We start from the raw sequence: 16,656 nt of genomic DNA on the forward strand, positions 1-16,656 counted from the left end.
GACTAGCTGTTACCCGGCACCGTGGTGGCAAAATTGGTCATGTCGCCCTTCGGGCGCTTGTCGGTGATCTGCTGGCCCTCGATCATGTAGAACACGGTCTCGGCGATGTTGGTGGCGTGATCGCCGATCCGCTCGATGTTCTTGGCGCAGAACATCAGATGGATGCAGAACGAGATGTTGCGCGGATCTTCCATCATGTAGGTGAGCAGCTCGCGGAACAGCGAGGTGCAGATCGCATCGACCTCCTCGTCGCCCTTCCAGACGTTCATCGCCGCCGGCAGATCGTGCGCGGCATAGGCGTCGAGCACCGACTTGACCTGCGACAGCACGAGATCGGTCATGTGCTCGAGGCCGCGGATCAGCTTCAGCGGCTGGAAATCGCTCTCCAGCGCCGCGACGCGCTTGCCCATGTTCTTGGCGAGATCGCCGATCCGCTCGAGGTCGGTGGCGACCCGCATCGCGCTGACGATCTCGCGCAGGTCGATCGCCATCGGCTGGCGGCGGGCGATCGTCAGCACCGCGCGCTCTTCGATGACGCGCTGCAGATTGTCGATCTCGATGTCGGCGGCGACCACGCGCTTGCCGAGCGCGACGTCGCGCCGGATCAGCGCGTCGACCGACTCGGTGATCATCCGCTCGACGAGGCCGCCCATCTCGGCGACCAGGCGGGTCAATTCCTGCAGGTCGCTGTCGAATGCCTTGGCGGTATGTTCGGAAGCCATCATCTCTCTCCTCAGCCCGGTCAACCGAACCGGCCGGTGATGTAGTCCTGGGTGCGTCGATCGCTCGGCGAGGTGAAGATCTTGTTGGTGTCGTCGAACTCGATCAGCTCGCCGAGATACATGAAGGCGGTCTTGTCGGAGACCCGCGCCGCCTGCTGCATGTTGTGGGTGACGATCGCGATCGTGTAATCCTCGGAGAGCTCCTGGATCAGCTCCTCGACCTTGGCGGTCGAGATCGGATCGAGCGCCGAGCACGGCTCGTCGAACAGGATCACCTCGGGACGCACCGCCACGGTGCGCGCGATGCACAACCGCTGCTGCTGGCCGCCGGACAGCGACAGGCCGGAGGCGTTCAGCTTGTCCTTGACCTCGTTCCACAGCGCGCCGCCGCGCAGCGCCTTCTCGACCCGGTCGTCCATCTCGGACTTCGAGATCTTCTCGTAGAGGCGGATGCCGAAGGCGATGTTCTCGTAGATCGTCATCGGGAACGGCGTCGGCTTCTGGAACACCATGCCGACCCGCGCGCGCAGCAGATTGAGGTCGAGCTTGGGATCGAGAATGTTGGTCTGGTCCAGCATCAGCTGGCCGGTGGCGCGCTGGCCCGGATAGAGATCATACATCCGGTTGAAGATGCGAAGCAGGGTCGACTTGCCGCAGCCGGATGGGCCGATGAACGCGGTGACGCGGTTGGTGCCGAGCGTCAGGTTGATGTTCTTGAGCGCGTGGTGCTCACCATAATAGAAGTTGAGGTTGCGCGCGGTGACCTTCGGCGCCGCTTCCGGCAATGGCACGTGGGGAGCGTGACTGGCGGAGGCTGTCGAAACTGAAAGCTCGGTCATTTTGCGGCCCTTTCGGCACCAAGGATACGCGCGCCGATATTCAACGCGAGCACGGTGAAGGTGATGAGCAGTGCGCCGCTCCACGCCAGTTCCTTCCAGTAGGCGTAGGGGCTCTGCACGAAGTTGTTGATGGTCACCGGCAGGTTGGCCATCGTCTTGGTCAAATCCCAGCTGAAGAACTGGTTCGACAGCGCGGTGAACAGCAGCGGCGCGGTCTCGCCGGCGACCCGCGCGGTCGCCAGCAGCACGCCGGTGATCAGGCCCGACCGGGCCGCACGATAAGCGATCCGCTTGATCACCAGCGAACGCGGCAGCCCGAGCGCGGAAGCCGCCTCGCGCAGCGGATTGGGCACCAGCAGCAGCATGTCCTCGGTGGTGCGCAGCACGACCGGGATCACGATCACGGCGAGCGCGAGGCTGCCTGCGATCGCCGAGAAGCCGCGCATCGGCACCACCACCGCACCATAGATGAACAGGCCGATGATGATCGACGGCGCGCTGAGCAGGATGTCGTTGATGAAGCGGATCACCGAGGTGAGCTTGTCGTGCTTGCCGTATTCGGCAAGATAGGTGCCGGCGAACAGGCCGAGCGGCGCGCCGATGCCGACGCCGATCACGGTCATGATGACCGAGCCGACGATGGCGTTGAGCAGGCCGCCCTCAGTCGAACCCGGCGGCGGCGTGTTCTGGGTGAACAGCTGCACGCTGAGGCCGGCGATGCCGTTGTAGAGCAGCGTGATCAGGATCAGCGCCAGCCAGGTGACGCCGAACAATGCGGCGCCGACGCAGAGCGTGCGGATGACGATGTCGCTGCGGCGGCGGGATTTGTAGATCGGGTTCATGGCGTCACTTTCCCGCCTTCTTCTCGAGCCGCATCAGCATCAGCCGCGCGCCGGCGAGCACAAAGAAGGTCAGCACGAACAGCAACAGGCCGAGCAGGATCAGGCCGGACTGGTGCAGGCCGTCGCTCTCGGCGAATTCGGAGGCGATCGCCGCCGAGATCGTGGTGCCCGGCGCGAAGATCGACGACGAGATGCGGAACGAATTGCCGATGATGAAGGTCACCGCCATGGTCTCGCCGAGCGCGCGGCCGAGCGCCAGCATGATGCCGCCGATCACGCCGACCCTTGTGTAGGGGATCACGACGCTGCGGACGACTTCCCAGGTGGTGCAGCCCATGCCGTAGGCGGCCTCCTTCAGCACCGGCGGCACGGTCTTGAACACGTCGACCGAAATCGCGGTGATGAAGGGCAGCACCATGATGGCGAGGATCAGCGCGGCGTTGAACAGGCTGAGATAGGACGGCGGGCCGGCAAACACCGCGCCGAGCACCGGAACGCCCTCGAAGATCCGGATCATGAACGGCTGGAACGTGTTGGCCAGGAACGGACCGAGCACGAAGAAGCCCCACATGCCGTAGATGATCGAGGGGATGCCGGCGAGCAGCTCGATGGCGATGCCGATCGGGCGACGCAGCATCTGCGGGCAGAGCTCGGTGAGGAACACGGCGATGCCGATGCCGACCGGGATCGCGATCAGCATGGCGATGATCGAGGTGATCAGCGTGCCGTAGATCGGGCCGAGCGCACCGAGCACCGGCGGATCGGCCGAGGGCGCCCAGCGCTGGGTCCAGAGGAAGGCGAAGCCGTATTCCTTCATCGCCGGCCAGGCGCCGACGATCAGCGACAGGATGATGCCGCCGAGGATCAGCAGGACCGAGATCGCCGAGATGCGGGTGATCCAATAGAAGGTGAGATCACCGAGCTTGAAGGCACTGAGGGCCTTGGCGCGATCGTAAGATCCCGCGGCTTCCATCACATCGCCCTGAACAGCCATGTCTGCCACGCCAATTCCCTCTTTACTATGTGAAAGCCACGCAAACCGCTACGCCCGAAGCGATCTTCAGTGACGCTCGTGACCGGGCACCGTTCCGGCCGCGCCGGCCGGAGGCGCGAACCCCGGACCCCTCCCGCGCTTGTTGCCGCGGTGATCGGAGCCCGGGTCTTAATCGCTCAACATCTTGGTCGTTCAACCTGTGCCGCCCTTGAGCGGCGGCACAGGCGTTGTTCGATGCGTGGCACTTAGCTCTTGATGTCCGAGGACCAGGTCTTCTCGATCAGCTTGACGACCGAGTCCGGCATCGGGATGTAGTCGAGTTCTTCGGCCGCCTTGCCACCCTTCTCGAAGGCGTACTTGAAGAACTTGATCGCTTCCTGCGAGGCCGCCTTGTCGGTCGCGTCCTTGTGCATCAGGATGAAGGTCGCCGCGGTGATCGGCCAGGAGGCTTCGCCGGGCTGGTCGGTCAGGATGACGTAGTAGCCGGGAGCCTTGGCCCAATCGGCATTCGAGGCGGCGGCCTGGAAGGCAGCGATGGTCGGCTGCACGGTCTTGCCGGCCTTGTTGACCAGCGCGGTGTAGGTCAGCTTGTTCTGCTTGGCGTAGGCGTATTCGACATAGCCGATCGCGTTCTTGGTCTGGCTGATGTTGCCGGCAACGCCTTCGTTGCCCTTGGCGCCGACGCCGACCGGCCACTCGACCGCGGTGCCGGAACCGACCTTGGACTTCCACTCGGCGTTCGACTTGGAGAGATAGTCGGTGAAGTTGAAGGTGGTGCCCGAGCCGTCCGAGCGGCGCACGACGGTGATCGCGTCGGCCGGCAGGGTCAGCTTCGGATTGAGCTTGGCGATCGCCGCGTCATTCCACTTGGTGATCTTGCCGAGGTAGATGTCGCCGAGCACTTCGCCCGACAGCACGAGCTCGCCCGGCTTGACGCCCTCGACGTTCACGACCGGAACGATCGCGCCCATCACCATCGGCCACTGGACAAGGCCGTCCTTCTCGAGCTGCTCGGCCTTGAGCGGCGCGTCGGTGGCGCCGAAGGTCACGGTCTTGGCCAGGATCTGCTTGATGCCGGCGCCCGAACCGATCGACTGGTAGTTCAGACCGTTGCCGGTCTCCTTCTTGTAGGCGTCAGCCCACTTGGAATAGATCGGGAACGGAAACGTCGCGCCCGCGCCGGTAATATCGGCAGCGAAGGCCGACGTCGATGCGGCGATCATGCCGGCAGCGACGATTGCTTTGATGAAATTCATGGGTCGTCTCCATCTTGTGGGCGAAGCGCCGAATGCGCCCGATCGCGCCCACGCCGGTCCATCTAGGAGCGGTCGGTGCTGCTTTTACGAAGGTTGGATGACAGTTGGATGACAGAACCAAGCGATTGAAAACGCTTAGCTTTGTGTCGGTAACGGGGCCTTCGGCCGGGGAAAACAGGCCGTAAAAGTCGCGCCATTGTTCGGCACGCTCTCGATCAAAAGACGCCCGCGATGACGGTTAAGAATATGTTTCACCAGCGATAATCCGAGGCCCGTTCCGCCCTGGTTTCGGCTGTCGCCGACGTCCACCCGGTAGAAGCGCTCGGTCAGCCGCGGCAGGTGCTCAGGCGCAATGCCGGGGCCGAAATCCCGTACCATGACACGGATTTCGGGGGGCCCCTCGCCCGATGCGCCCGATGCGGCCTGATTGAGCGACACTATGACGCGGCCTCCGGAGGCGCCGTATTTGAGCGCGTTCTCGATCAGGTTCTCGAACAGGCGCAGCAGTTCCTCGCGGTCGCCGGCGATCGTGACCGGGGTCTGGGGCAGGTCGACGTCGATCTCGACCTGGCGCTCGCTGGCCAGCGCCTCGAGCCCGTCTGCCACCTGGCGGATGATCGGCACGATGTCGATCGAGGCCTCGGGCCGCACATGGGCCGACAGCTCGACCCGCGACAGCGACAACAGATCGTCGATCAGCCGGGCCATGCGGGTGGCCTGGGTGTGCATGATGCCGAGGAAGCGTTCGCGCGCCCGCGCGTCCTCGCGCGCCGGCCCCTGCAGCGTGTCGATGAAGCCGGACAGCGCGGCGAGCGGGGTGCGCAGCTCGTGGCTGGCATTGGCGACGAAGTCGGCGCGCATCTCCTCGACCCGGCGCAACGGCGTCAGATCGTGGAAGGTCATCAGCATGCACTTCTCGGTGCCGCCGAACTGGGTCGGCACCGGCACCGGCGTGATCACCAATTCCATCCAGCGATCGACCGGGACGTGGTCGGTGTAGGTGGCGCGGCGCGGCTCGGTGGTCGCGATCGCCTCGCGCAGCGCGGTGATGATCTCCGGCGAACGCAGGGCAAATTGCGCCAATTCGTTCTTGCGCAGCGCCGGCGCGAGCTCGGCCGCGGCGGCGTTGAGATGGATGACGCGGCCGGCGCGATCGAGCAGCACGGCCGGGTCCGGCATGCCGGCGACGACGGCGCTGACGGCAGCGGCCTCCACCGGATTGACGCCGCGGACATCCTCGCGCGAGGTCCCGGCATCATGCAGCCGCCATGGCACCAGGGCCGCGGCCGCGATGCAGGCGAACACCGCGCAGGCGCGCACCAGCGACAATTCGCCGAGCGCGACCACCACGCTCAGCGCCAGCGCTGCGGCAAGCAGGATCAGCGCGGAATGGCGCAGCCGGTCGGGCCAGGGCGAGAAGATCGATTGCGGCGTATCGTCAATTGCCATTGCGGCGGCTTTCATCCCGTCGGTTCATGTCTCGCCCAGGCGCGGTCGCATCGACCTTCCCTCGGGAGGCATCGGGCCGCTTCATCAGACGCCGGAGTCACCGCGCTTGCGGACCAGAACCGCCTCATGATGCGGCTCGGCGCGGGGACCCGAATCAGCCTGCGGCAGCCGTTTGAGTCGGGCGCCGACGATAACCTCCCGAAACGTCAGCAAGATTACAGATATGACGAACGGCGCAATATAGTAGAGCAGGCGGAACAGCAGCATACCGCCGAGCAGGTCCTCGCGGTCCATCTGCCACAGGCCGACCAGCATGGCGGCGTCGAACACCCCGAGCCCGCCGGGCGAGTGGCTGGCGAAACCGAGCAGGGTCGCCGACACGAAGATGACCGCGACCACAACGAAGCCGAGATTGGGCTCGTCCGGCACCAGGACGTACATCGCCAGCGCGCAAAAGCCGAGGTCGACGATGCCGATCGCGACCTGCAGCAGGGTCAGCGGCCCGCCCGGCAGGGTCACCGTCCAGGGGCCGCGGCCGACCACCCGCGGCTGGGTCCAGACCCAGACCACATAGGCGACCAGCGCGATGATGATGCAGAATGCCAGCGTGCGGTTGAGCCAGGGCGGCAGCTGGTCGATATTGGCGGCGGCCTCCGGATGATAGGCGATGCCGAGCCCGAGCACCGCGGCATTGCCGAGCCAGAAGGTGAGGCCGGCGAGAAAGCAGATCTTGGCGACGTCGATCGCGTTCAGTCCCCAGGCCGAATAGATCCGGTAGCGCACCGCGCCGCCGGTGAAGACGCTGGCGCCGACATTGTGGCCGATCGAATAGGAGGTGAACGCCGCGAGCGCGTTGACGCGATACGGCACATGGGCGTGGCCGATCGCGCGCACCGCGAACAGGTCGTAGAAGGTCAACGTGAAGTAGCCGGCTGCGACGAACAGTCCCGCCAGCGCGATTTGCCGCGGCTCGGTGCTCTTGATGGCCTCGAGCACCTCATTGGTGTCGATGCCGCGCAGCATGTGATAGAGGACGTAACAGGCGATGCCGATGACGGCGATGCTGATGACAACACCCAGCCGGTGCAGGATTTGCTTCTGGCGCAGAAACGCCATCGCCCTGCGGATTGCTTCCAGCATCTAGACCTCGAATTGCGATCCCGCGACGACGGCTCCCGGGCGAACCCCGCCGGCGCTTCGCTGTGCCCCGCCCCGTGTAGCGCGTTTTAAACCGGAGTGGAATTCGTCAAAAGACAATAAAACGCGCATCTTCAAGATATTAGGGATGATTCATGACAGCGGATGCACAAATATGCGCGTTTTCTCGCCACCTTCGACAAGCTTGACGTGCAACGTGCGCCAGTTAGCCCGGCGAACGGTCTGCAGGGCCATCCGGTAAACTACGGGACGACAGCCCAAGGCGCCGTGATGGAGCGCCATGTCAGCTCGCCGGCTTGCTGCGCGAGACCACCCAGTCGCGCAACCAGGAGCCGATCGCGCAGCCGACGAGATAGAGCGCGAACATGATCAGGAAGAGGTCCAGCCAGTAGCCGAAGCGGCCGGGCACGATCCGTGCGAACGACGCGGCGACCAGCGCGGCGGCGAGCACCGCCAGCCAGATCATCCAGACCTTCGAGACGCCCTGCGCCCGGTGCACCACCGCGATCCAGCCCATGCAGAAGCCGAGCAGCGCGGCGCCGAGCAGCCAACCCCAGAAGAATGTCGCGAGCACGGTCATCGCTACTTCACCACGAATTCGATGCGGCGGTTCTGCGCCTTGCCGTCTTCACTCTCGTTGCCGGCGAGCGGCTGCGTGCTGCCATAGCCGACCGGCGTGAAGCGGTTGGCGGGCAGACCGGCGCGCACCAGGTAATCGACCACGGCCTGCGCGCGGCGCTCCGAGAGTGCCTGGTTGGCCGCCTCCTCGCCGTCGCTGTCGGTATGGCCGGCGACCTCGATCGTCGCATTGGGACAGCGCATCGCGGTCTCGATCAGGCGGTCGAGCAGGCCGGCGGAATCCGGAACGATGTCGGCCTTTCCGGACTCGAAGCGGATCTTGCCCTTGGAGAGGATCTCGGAAAACAGCTGCTGGCACACGGTTGGATCGACCGGCGCCGCCGCAGGCTTCACCGTGACCTCGGCCTTATACTGCCAGCCCTGCGGAAAGTCCTTGCCGAGCCCGTCGCGGATCTGGCCGGCCGCCGCATCATAGAGCGCATCGCCGGACAGCTTCACCTCGCGGTCCGACACCACGAGCGTTCCGGTCGACAGCCGCGACAGCGCGCCCAGCGCCGGCACCACCGCCGCCGCAAACCCGGAGGGCGCGCCGATGCTGGCCTTGAGATTGTCGACCACCTTCTCGCTGAAGAACTTGCGGCCGGCGGCGGCGACCAGCGCGGCGTGCACGTTGTTGTCGGGCACGTAGCCGGTCAGCGTCAGCGTCACCGCGACCGGGTCCTTATAGGCCTGGAACACGTAAGGCGGCGCCTTGATGTCGTTGGCGGCGATCGAATAGCCGTCCGGCAGGTTCTTCAGCGCGGCGGCAACCGCTTCGCGTCCGCCGAGCTCGCGCGCCATGCCCGTGAGATTGACCTTGTTGTCGGTCAGCGTGACCTTGCCTTCCTTCAGCTTGCCGATCTGGTCGAGCAGCAGCAGCGCCGCCGCATCGAACCGCGGCGGCGCGCCGCGGGCGAGCGTCATCTGATCGGCCACCTCGACCCCGCCGAGACCGGCCTTCGCGGCCTCGGTCAGCTTGCTCTTGCTCGCCGGCAGCGGCGCATTGCCGCCAAGCGTGACCCGCACCACGTCGCGTTCGGCGGACCAGACAAAGGGCTTGGCTTCGGGAACAAGGCGGGTCTCATCGTTGACCAGCCGCACGCCCGGCACCGCCTCGACCGAGGCCACCGCGCTGAGCCGGCCGTCTTCGGAGAAGGCGTTGGCGGCAAAGGTCACGTCGCGGCCGTCGACGCTGATGCGGCGCTTGTCGAGCACGGTGTCCTTGAGTGCGGCATTAGAGCGCGCGGCGAGATCCGCTTCCACCGTTGCCGTCGAGCTCCAGGCCGCGAACCCCCACAGGACGACCAGTGGAATCACCCCCGGCCACCACTTGCTACTCCACTTGAAAAGTCCGTGCATTCAGCGTCCTGCGGGTCGGGAACCAGAGAGAAAACAAACCCTTGGCTGACTGTCAAATCCCAAATCACGCGCCCATATCAAGCGCCACGGCGGGGGCCATGTCGGACCGGGATAACAGTTTCTTCAGTGGTCTTTCGCTAAGTTTGCGGCGGAATGCAAATCGGCCGGCCCGCCCTCATGAAACAACTCCGCAACACCGTGATCCGTGCCGGGATGGAGGCGTTGTATTTCTCGGGCGCGCATATCCTGCTGCGGCCGATCTTCGCCGGTGTCGGCGCCATCTTCATGCTGCACCACGTCCGGCCGCGCCGCGACGATGCGTTCCAGCCCAACCATCATCTCGAGGTCACGCCGGACTTCCTGCGCGCGATGCTGATGCATCTGCGCGCGCTCGACGTCGACATCGTCAGCATGGACGAGGCGCATCGCCGCCTCTCCGAGCGGAATTTCGCGCGGCGCTTCGCCTGCTTCACCTGCGACGACGGCTATCGCGACAACCGCGACTTCGCGCTGCCCGTGATGCGCGAGTTCGGCGCGCCGTTCACCGTCTATGTCGCGAGCGACTTCGCCGAGGGCTGCGGCAAATTGTGGTGGATCGCGCTGGAGCGGGTGATCGCGGCGGCGTCCGCCATCGAGGTGCCGATCGACGGCACGACGAAGATCGACACCGCGACGCCGCAGGCCAAGCGCGCCGCATTCGGCCGACTGCACGACTGGCTGCGTTCGCTGCCGGGCGAGCAGGAGATGCAGGCCGCGATCTCCGCGCTGTGCGTCCGCCATGGCGTCGACGAGGCCAGCATCGCGCGCGAGCTCTGCATGTCCTGGGACGAGCTGCGCGGCTTCGCCGACGATCCGCTGGTCACCATCGGCGCGCACACCATCAGCCATTGCAATCTCGCCAGGCAGAGCGAGACCATCGCCGCGTTCGAGCTCGCCACCAGCCGGGCGCGGATCGAGCAGGCGCTGCAGCGGCCGGTCGCGCACCTCGCCTATCCCTATGGCGACCGGATCGCCGCAGGCCCGCGCGAATTCACGCTCGCCCGTTCGATCGGCTTCAAGACCGCGGTGACGACGCGGCCGGGCATGCTGTTTCCCGAGAGCGCCGACCACATGACTGCGTTGCAGCGGGTCTCGCTGAACGGCAATTACCAGGACGCCCGCCTGTTGCCGGTCTTGACCTCCGGCGCCGCCACCGCCGTATGGAACGGCTTCCGCCGCATCGACGCGGCGTGAATTCCGCCTGCCTGTAGCCCGGATGAAGCCAAAGGGTCGCGCGAACGCGCGCCCGATGACAAGGCTCCGCGCAATCCGGGTCAGTCCATCCGCGGATAGCATCCCGGATTTCGCTCCGCTCCGTCCGGGCTACGGACTTCACGACAAGCAACAGCCCCGGCGCCGGCGGCAGGCCGAGGCGTGCAGGGATGATGTATGAGCCGGAGCGATGCTAGTCGGTGTGAATCGCCCTCGCCTCCTGCGGCACGGCTGCATCTGCCGTGGCCGCGGGCATCAGCAATGTCGCGGTGAGAAGATGCAGCACAAGAAATCCGACCGCGATGACGGTCAGCAGCGTCATCTCGCCGATCTCCGGGAGCCGGACGATCGATTTGCGGGGCGGCGACCGGTCAGTGAGGGACATTGCCGCCGCTCTCCAGATTGGAACGGCGCCGATCGGCGCGATCGATCAGATGCCGGTACTGCTTCAGAACGCGGCGCGCCTGAATCCGCCGCGAGTAATAAATTGCGCCGAGGATGGCGGCGAACAGCCCGTTCCGCCGTCGTCGAAACTGAATGTGGGTGACAGGCCTCACGCCGGTCACCGGTAATGAAATGTGCTTCACTCCTGGAACTCCTTGATCTGGAATTCCACCCCGGACGCATGATGCCACGAGTCGGCCAATTAATTTGTGCACTGCATCACATCTCGAGAATGCTTGATCCACGAAAGCCCGATCGATGCGGCGCCCGACCTTCGCGGGTCGCGTTCGCCGGGCGTCGCGGTTCCTTGACTAGCTCCATCAACCCGGCCAGAACGCTCGGCACAGCCAAGGAGACAACATGTTCAAGGATCTGTTCTCACTGAAGGGCCGCGTCGCGGTGGTGACCGGGGGATCGCGCGGCATCGGCAAGATGATCGCGGCCGGCTTCCTCGCGCAGGGCGCCGCCAGGGTCTACATCACCGCGCGCAAGGCCGGTCCCTGCGAGGCCACCGCGCAGGAGCTGTCCGCCGCCTATGACGGCGAATGCATCGCGCTGCCGATCGACATCTCGACCGTCGAGGGCTGCGACAAGCTCGCGGGCGAGATCATCAAGCGCGAGCCGAAGCTCGACATCCTGGTCAACAATGCCGGCGCGGCCTGGGGCGCGGATTTCGACGAATTCCCGGAAAGCGGCTGGGACAAGGTGATGAACCTCAACGTCAAGTCGATCTTCTTCCTGACCAAGGCGCTGGCCAAGCCGCTGCGCGCCGCAGCGTCCCATGACAGGCCAGGCAAGGTGATCAACATCGCCTCGATCGACGGTATCTTCGTCAACCCGATGGAGACCTATTCCTATGCCGCGAGCAAGGCCGCGGTGATCCATCTGACGCGGCGGATGGCGACCCGCCTGATCAAGGACAATATCAACGTCACCGCGATCGCGCCGGGCGCCTTCAAGTCGGACATGAACCGCGCCGCGCGCGACCACGCCGACGAAGTCGCGCAACGCGTTCCGTCGCGGCGGGTCGGCAGCGACGAGGACATGGCGGGCACCGCGATCTACCTCGCCTCGCGCGCCGGCGACTATGTGGTCGGAGCGACGATTGCGGTCGACGGCGGCGTGGTCTACGCGACGGCGGGACTGGAGATCGCGGGGTAGGACGGTATCGCGACGATCGATCTTGGACGCCGTTCCACCGCTGTCATGCCCCGGCTCGACCGGGGCATCCAGTACGCTGCGGCTTATAAGTTCAATCACTTCCGTCTCTGGAATACTGGATCACCCGCTTTCGCGGGTGATGACGGAACAACGCAAAAGAAAAGGGGCGAGCCAGGACCTTCTCGGCTCACCCCTCTTCGATCTCTCCGCAGAGAGGAACCGTTAGCCGTCGATCAGCTCTCGATCCTCACATATTCGAAGTCGCCGGGCTTGTTGTCGATGCCGACCTTGGGCGCCGAGATCCAGGAGGCGAACTCGCCGGGTTCGGTCACCGGCTTCATCAGCGAGGCGATGAAGTCGCCGTCCGCGGTTGACGGCAGCCAGTCGTTCTTGCGCTTGGCCCAGGTGTCGTCGTCGATCAGGATGCCGTCGGGCGTCGCATGGATGTCCTTGAACTCGCCGATCTGGCGGTGGAAGGCGGTGTGCGGCACCGCGAGCTTGTAGTCGATGCCCGCGGTCGAGATCACCTTGTTCCAGCGCAGCATGCCCTTGACGCAGTCCTGCGTGTAGTCGTCGCGCAGCCGCATGTTGAGCGCGGTCAGCGCCGGCTCGTCGACCAGCTTGATCTGGCCGTCCACCATCTTCATGACCGGATAGGTCGAGCTCTTGAGCTGGTGATCGTCCTCGATCGTGGTTTCCTTGTAGCGGCCCTTGATGCCGGCGTTGAAGGCGTTCGCCGCATTGGTCGACACTTCGGAGCCGAACAAATCGAGCGACAGCGAATAGTGCAGGTTGAGCTTCTTCTGGATCGTCGGTAGATCGATCACGCCGAGCGCGCGGACCTTGGCGATATCGTTCGGATCGGTGATGCCGGCTTGCTTCATCGCATCGCAGGTGCGCTGCACGACGCGGGTGATGCCGGTCTCGCCGACGAACATGTGGTGGGCTTCCTCGGTCAGCATGAAGCGGCAGGTGCGCGACAGCGGATCGAAGCCCGACTGCGCCAGCGAGTGCAGCTGCATCTTGCCGTCGCGATCGGTGAAGTAGGTGAACATGAAGAACGACAGCCAGTCCGGCGTCGCCTCGTTGAAGGCGCCGAGCATGCGCGGTGAATCCGCGTCGCCCGAGCGGCGGCGCAGCAAATCGTCCGCCTCCTCGCGGCCGTCGCGGCCGAAATATTTCTGCAACAGGTAGACCATCGCCCAGAGATGGCGGCCTTCCTCGACATTGACCTGGAACAAATTGCGCATGTCGTAGAGCGAGGGCGCGGTCTTGCCGAGATGGCGCTGCTGCTCGACCGAGGCCGGTTCGGTGTCGCCCTGGATCACGATCAGGCGGCGCAGCGTGGCGCGATGCTCGCCGGGGACTTCCTGCCAGGCCGGCTTGCCGAAATCCTCGCCGAACGGAATGACGCGGTTCTCTTCCTGCGGAGCGAGCAAGATGCCCCAGCGATATTCGGGCATCCGCACGTAGTCGAACTTGGCCCAGCCGCGCGGATCGACCGAATAGGCGGTGCGCAGATAGACCAGCGATTCCTGGAAGCCGTCCGGCCCCATGTCCTTCCACCAGTCCATGTAGCCGGGATGCCAGCCCTCCAGCGCCTTCAGCACTTGGCGGTCCTCGGCGAGATTCACATTGTTCGGAATCTTGGTCGAGTAATCGACGTTCATGATGTTCATGTTCATGGCAGCCTCCTCTGCATCCTGGCTCGCATCGCATCTTGCTCCGTCGTCATCCTGAGGTGCTCGCGCATCTTTGCGCGAGCCTCGAAGGATGCTGTTTGGCACTGTTGCCTCCAATCATCCTTCGAAGCTCGCAAACGCTCGCACCTCAGGATGACGGCGGTGTGCGCCTTCACACGCGCGTCATGTCGAATTGCGCCTTCTGGCCGGTGCCGTAACGGCGCAACGCGCCGTCCTCGCCGACCGCGTTGGGCCGCTGGAAGATCCAGTTCTGCCACGCGGTGAGGCGGGAGAAGATCTTCGATTCCATGGTCTCGGGCCCGACGAAGCGCAGATTGGCTTCCATGCCGGTGAGACCGTCGGGCGAGAACGAGGTGCGTTCCTCGAAGAACACGCGGACCTCGTCGTCCCAGTCGATGTCGTCGAGCGCGAAGGTGACGAGGCCGAGCTCCTCGGCCTCCTCGGCGTCGAGCGCCTTGCCGATCGAGCCTTGCGCGCGCTCCAGATCCGATGGGTCGGCCTGGAAGCGCGATTGCAGCCGGGTCAGGCCATGGCTCATCGGATAGGGCCCGAAATTCATCGCGGTCAGCTCGATCGCCGGCGGCGGGCGGTTGTCGCCCTGCTTCTGGCCGATCAGCATGTAGGAGCGGTCGGCGGCGAACACGAGCTCGGCGAGCGTGCCGACGAAGCAGGAGCCGGGCTCGACCAGGGTCACCAGCGTGCGCGAGGTGACGTCGATGCGCTTGAGCACGCGCTTCCAGTAATGCCTGACCTCGTTGACCAGCCAGTGCGCCTTGTTGGCCTCCAGGAACGCGTCGTAGGACACCACATTGGCGCGGTCGCCATGGCTCTTGAACACTAGCATCGCGATCTGAAGCTCGTTGATGCGCAGATGCAGGATCGCATCGTCGAGCTCGCGGGCGACCTGCAGCGGCCAGAATGCGGCGCCCTGCCGGATCATGCCGTCGATGTCGGCGGGCGCCACCGTTTCCGGCGCCTTGATCGAGATGGTGGCGATCCGCGCGGCGCGATCGATGTCGACGCTGACGAAGCCGTAGCGGATCGCGCTGTCGTCGATGGTCCGCGTCAGCGGCGCCAGCGTGACGCCTTTACCCGAACCATTGCGCTTCGACCTCGCGGCGAATTCCCTGACGCGCTCGGCAAGCTTGCCCTCGAGCTTGGAGTTCGGCGCGATCTCGTCGACCAGCCGCCACTGCACCGCGCGCTTGCCCTTGATGCCTTCCTCGATGGTGCAGAAGAAATCGGCGTGGTCGCGGCGCACCTTGCGCTTGTCGACGACGCGCGTCAGCCCGCCGGTGCCCGGCAGCACCGCGAGCAGCGGCACTTCCGGCAGCGCGACGGCGGCCGCGCCATCGTCGGCCATCATGATGTGGTCGGTCGCGAGCGCCAGCTCATAGCCGCCGCCGGCCGCGGTGCCGTTGACGACGGTGATGAAGCTCTGGCCGGAATTCTCGCTGGAATCTTCCAGACCGTTGCGGGTTTCGTTGGTGAACTTGCAGAAGTTGACCTTGTGGGCGTGGGTCGAGCCCGCCAGCATGCGGATGTTGGCGCCGGCGCAGAACACCCGGTTCTTGCCCGAGCGCATCACCACGACCTTCACCTCGGGATGCTCGAAGCGCAGCCGCTGCACGGCGTCCGCCAGCTCGATGTCGACGCCGAGGTCGTAGGAATTGAGCTTGAGCTGATAGCCCTCGAACAGGCCGGCGTTCTCGTCGACGTCCATGGTCAGCGTCGCGACCTCGCCGGCGACGTCGAGCTTCCAGTGCCGGTAACGCGACGGCTCGGTCTGGAAATCGATGTACTTCGCCCCGCCTGCAAGGACGCGATCGTCACCAGCCATGGGCCACCCTTATCTGTTGTCTTGCTGTTGTTCGTTGCCGAAGCCTTCATGCAAAATAATGCATGTTTTTGATCGAGTCCAGCTCAAAACGTAAAAACATGCATTTTGTTTCATATTCCGGAAAATCACTCGCTGGGCCAATGACCTGGCGCCGGCATCAAAGGTCAGGCGGCCAGCGCCGGGTCGTCCCGCAGCGCCGCTTTGGCGAATTCGGTGACCGCGGCCAGCGACACCGCTTGCGCCTCGCGATGCGGCGAGTGGCCGGCGCCGGCGATGGCCGCGACATCGACGGGGCAGTAGCACTCCTCCCGGGCGATCTCGACCTGGCGCATCGTGCCGTACTGATCGTCCGCCCCCTGCACGATCAGCACGGGCACGCGGATATAGGCGAGATAGTCGGAGATATCCCAATCGCGGAATTTCGGATCGAGCCAGGCGTCGTTCCAGCCACGGAAGGCCTTGTCGACATCCTTGTGCCAGCGCGCGAGCTTCTCTCGCAGATTGGTGGTCTCGTACGCCGTCTTGATCTCGGCGATCGACTTGACCGAGATGTCCTCGACGATGAAGTGCGGCGCGAGCAGCGCCAGGCCGTGCAGGCGATGATCCTGATGCGCGCCGGCATAGATCGCCGCGATCGACGCACCGTCGGAGTGACCGAGCAGAAGGCCGCGGCGGAAGCCGATCCGGTCGAGCAGCTTCGGCAGCACGTCGAGTGCCTCGCGATGCATGTAGTCAACCGGGCGCGGCAGTTTCGCCGGCGACGAGGCCCCATAACCCGCGCGCGAATAGGCCAACACGCCGGCGCCGGTCGCCGCCTGCAATTTTTCCGCGAAATCGCCCCATAGCCCGACGCAGCCGAGGCCTTCATGCAGCATCACGATGGTGGGTGCTGACTCGGGCGACGGGCCGATCATGCGGTATTCGAGCTCGGCGCCGTCGATGCTGAGGAAGCCTGTGGGTGCAAGATTTGTCATGCCGAGTTTCTTTCCTCAGTCATTCCGGGGCGATGCGTCAGCATCG

Annotated in this window: 16 protein-coding genes; 2 read left to right on the forward strand and 14 right to left on the reverse strand. The window is 65.0% G+C overall.

The annotated features are described in order from the left end of the window. Nucleotides 1-2: 2 nt before the first annotated feature. The 9 genes from phoU to ACVIW0_RS35625 form a co-directional block, all read right to left on the reverse strand. The gene (gene phoU / locus ACVIW0_RS35585) at nucleotides 3-722 is read right to left on the reverse strand and encodes a phosphate signaling complex protein PhoU (protein ID WP_461356588.1); all 720 of its coding nucleotides are present in this window, start codon (nucleotides 720-722) and stop codon (nucleotides 3-5) included. Between the two features lie 20 nt (nucleotides 723-742). Next, nucleotides 743-1,561, reverse strand: a complete 819-nt coding sequence (pstB, locus tag ACVIW0_RS35590) for a phosphate ABC transporter ATP-binding protein PstB (protein ID WP_461356589.1) — start codon at nucleotides 1,559-1,561, stop codon at nucleotides 743-745. Next, a complete protein-coding gene (gene pstA / locus ACVIW0_RS35595; protein WP_461356590.1) occupies nucleotides 1,558-2,403 on the reverse strand; it encodes a phosphate ABC transporter permease PstA in 846 nt (281 codons plus the stop codon). Before pstA ends, pstB begins: the two co-directional genes overlap by 4 nt. A gap of 4 nt (nucleotides 2,404-2,407) precedes the next feature. Next, a complete protein-coding gene (pstC, locus tag ACVIW0_RS35600; protein WP_461356591.1) occupies nucleotides 2,408-3,397 on the reverse strand; it encodes a phosphate ABC transporter permease subunit PstC in 990 nt (329 codons plus the stop codon). Nucleotides 3,398-3,642: 245 nt separating this feature from the next. Further along, entirely contained in the window at nucleotides 3,643-4,653 is a 1,011-nt protein-coding gene (gene pstS / locus ACVIW0_RS35605; RefSeq protein ID WP_461356592.1) for a phosphate ABC transporter substrate-binding protein PstS, read from the reverse strand. 135 nt (nucleotides 4,654-4,788) lie between these two features. Next, complete coding sequence (locus ACVIW0_RS35610) at nucleotides 4,789-6,102, reverse strand: ATP-binding protein (protein WP_461356593.1); 1,314 nt, start codon at nucleotides 6,100-6,102, stop codon at nucleotides 4,789-4,791. 84 nt (nucleotides 6,103-6,186) lie between these two features. Beyond that, the gene (locus ACVIW0_RS35615) at nucleotides 6,187-7,242 is read right to left on the reverse strand and encodes a putative bifunctional lysylphosphatidylglycerol flippase/synthetase (RefSeq protein ID WP_461356594.1); all 1,056 of its coding nucleotides are present in this window, start codon (nucleotides 7,240-7,242) and stop codon (nucleotides 6,187-6,189) included. Between the two features lie 301 nt (nucleotides 7,243-7,543). Then, entirely contained in the window at nucleotides 7,544-7,840 is a 297-nt protein-coding gene (locus ACVIW0_RS35620) for a hypothetical protein (protein ID WP_461356595.1), read from the reverse strand. 2 nt (nucleotides 7,841-7,842) lie between these two features. Beyond that, entirely contained in the window at nucleotides 7,843-9,237 is a 1,395-nt protein-coding gene (locus ACVIW0_RS35625; RefSeq protein WP_461356596.1) for an OmpA family protein, read from the reverse strand. A 177-nt stretch (nucleotides 9,238-9,414) separates the two neighbouring features. Here ACVIW0_RS35625 and ACVIW0_RS35630 point away from each other — a divergent pair, with 177 nt between their 5' ends. Further along, a complete protein-coding gene (locus ACVIW0_RS35630; protein ID WP_461356597.1) occupies nucleotides 9,415-10,470 on the forward strand; it encodes a polysaccharide deacetylase family protein in 1,056 nt (351 codons plus the stop codon). A 211-nt stretch (nucleotides 10,471-10,681) separates the two neighbouring features. On the opposite strand, the gene ACVIW0_RS35635 is transcribed toward ACVIW0_RS35630, so the two are convergent. Then, nucleotides 10,682-10,873, reverse strand: a complete 192-nt coding sequence (locus tag ACVIW0_RS35635; protein WP_461356598.1) for a hypothetical protein — start codon at nucleotides 10,871-10,873, stop codon at nucleotides 10,682-10,684. Beyond that, a complete protein-coding gene (locus ACVIW0_RS35640; protein ID WP_461356599.1) occupies nucleotides 10,860-11,075 on the reverse strand; it encodes a hypothetical protein in 216 nt (71 codons plus the stop codon). The genes ACVIW0_RS35635 and ACVIW0_RS35640 overlap by 14 nt, the downstream gene beginning before the upstream one ends. Before the next feature lie 217 nt (nucleotides 11,076-11,292). Here ACVIW0_RS35640 and ACVIW0_RS35645 point away from each other — a divergent pair, with 217 nt between their 5' ends. Beyond that, nucleotides 11,293-12,093: an SDR family NAD(P)-dependent oxidoreductase gene (locus tag ACVIW0_RS35645; RefSeq protein ID WP_461356600.1), complete on the forward strand. Its 801-nt coding sequence runs from the start codon at nucleotides 11,293-11,295 to the stop codon at nucleotides 12,091-12,093. Between the two features lie 233 nt (nucleotides 12,094-12,326). Here the strand turns inward: ACVIW0_RS35645 and boxB are convergent, their stop codons facing one another. From boxB to ACVIW0_RS35660, 3 genes are all read right to left on the reverse strand, one after another. Continuing rightward, nucleotides 12,327-13,778 (reverse strand): benzoyl-CoA 2,3-epoxidase subunit BoxB, encoded by a 1,452-nt coding sequence (gene boxB, locus ACVIW0_RS35650; protein ID WP_461356601.1) that lies wholly within the window; start codon nucleotides 13,776-13,778, stop codon nucleotides 12,327-12,329. A 169-nt stretch (nucleotides 13,779-13,947) separates the two neighbouring features. After that, a complete protein-coding gene (gene boxC, locus ACVIW0_RS35655; RefSeq protein ID WP_461356602.1) occupies nucleotides 13,948-15,636 on the reverse strand; it encodes a 2,3-epoxybenzoyl-CoA dihydrolase in 1,689 nt (562 codons plus the stop codon). 164 nt (nucleotides 15,637-15,800) lie between these two features. After that, nucleotides 15,801-16,610, reverse strand: a complete 810-nt coding sequence (locus tag ACVIW0_RS35660) for an alpha/beta fold hydrolase (protein ID WP_461356603.1) — start codon at nucleotides 16,608-16,610, stop codon at nucleotides 15,801-15,803. Nucleotides 16,611-16,656 lie beyond the last annotated feature (46 nt).

This window comes from Bradyrhizobium sp. USDA 4454 (genome assembly GCF_054822705.1).

Excerpts from the sequence above, each read along its gene's own strand:
- pstB (WP_461356589.1), bottom strand. The coding sequence starts at position 1,561 with ATGACCGAGCTTTCAGTTTCGACAGCCTCCGCCAGTCACGCTCCCCAC.
- ACVIW0_RS35660 (WP_461356603.1), bottom strand. The coding sequence starts at position 16,610 with ATGACAAATCTTGCACCCACAGGCTTCCTCAGCATCGACGGCGCCGAG.
- boxB (WP_461356601.1), bottom strand. The coding sequence starts at position 13,778 with ATGAACATGAACATCATGAACGTCGATTACTCGACCAAGATTCCGAAC.
- pstS (WP_461356592.1), bottom strand. The coding sequence starts at position 4,653 with ATGAATTTCATCAAAGCAATCGTCGCTGCCGGCATGATCGCCGCATCG.
- ACVIW0_RS35635 (WP_461356598.1), bottom strand. The coding sequence starts at position 10,873 with ATGTCCCTCACTGACCGGTCGCCGCCCCGCAAATCGATCGTCCGGCTC.
- pstC (WP_461356591.1), bottom strand. The coding sequence starts at position 3,397 with ATGGCTGTTCAGGGCGATGTGATGGAAGCCGCGGGATCTTACGATCGC.
- ACVIW0_RS35620 (WP_461356595.1), bottom strand. The coding sequence starts at position 7,840 with ATGACCGTGCTCGCGACATTCTTCTGGGGTTGGCTGCTCGGCGCCGCG.
- pstA (WP_461356590.1), bottom strand. The coding sequence starts at position 2,403 with ATGAACCCGATCTACAAATCCCGCCGCCGCAGCGACATCGTCATCCGC.
- ACVIW0_RS35625 (WP_461356596.1), bottom strand. The coding sequence starts at position 9,237 with ATGCACGGACTTTTCAAGTGGAGTAGCAAGTGGTGGCCGGGGGTGATT.
- ACVIW0_RS35645 (WP_461356600.1), top strand. The coding sequence starts at position 11,293 with ATGTTCAAGGATCTGTTCTCACTGAAGGGCCGCGTCGCGGTGGTGACC.
- phoU (WP_461356588.1), bottom strand. The coding sequence starts at position 722 with ATGGCTTCCGAACATACCGCCAAGGCATTCGACAGCGACCTGCAGGAA.
- ACVIW0_RS35610 (WP_461356593.1), bottom strand. The coding sequence starts at position 6,102 with ATGGCAATTGACGATACGCCGCAATCGATCTTCTCGCCCTGGCCCGAC.
- boxC (WP_461356602.1), bottom strand. The coding sequence starts at position 15,636 with ATGGCTGGTGACGATCGCGTCCTTGCAGGCGGGGCGAAGTACATCGAT.
- ACVIW0_RS35615 (WP_461356594.1), bottom strand. The coding sequence starts at position 7,242 with ATGCTGGAAGCAATCCGCAGGGCGATGGCGTTTCTGCGCCAGAAGCAA.
- ACVIW0_RS35630 (WP_461356597.1), top strand. The coding sequence starts at position 9,415 with ATGAAACAACTCCGCAACACCGTGATCCGTGCCGGGATGGAGGCGTTG.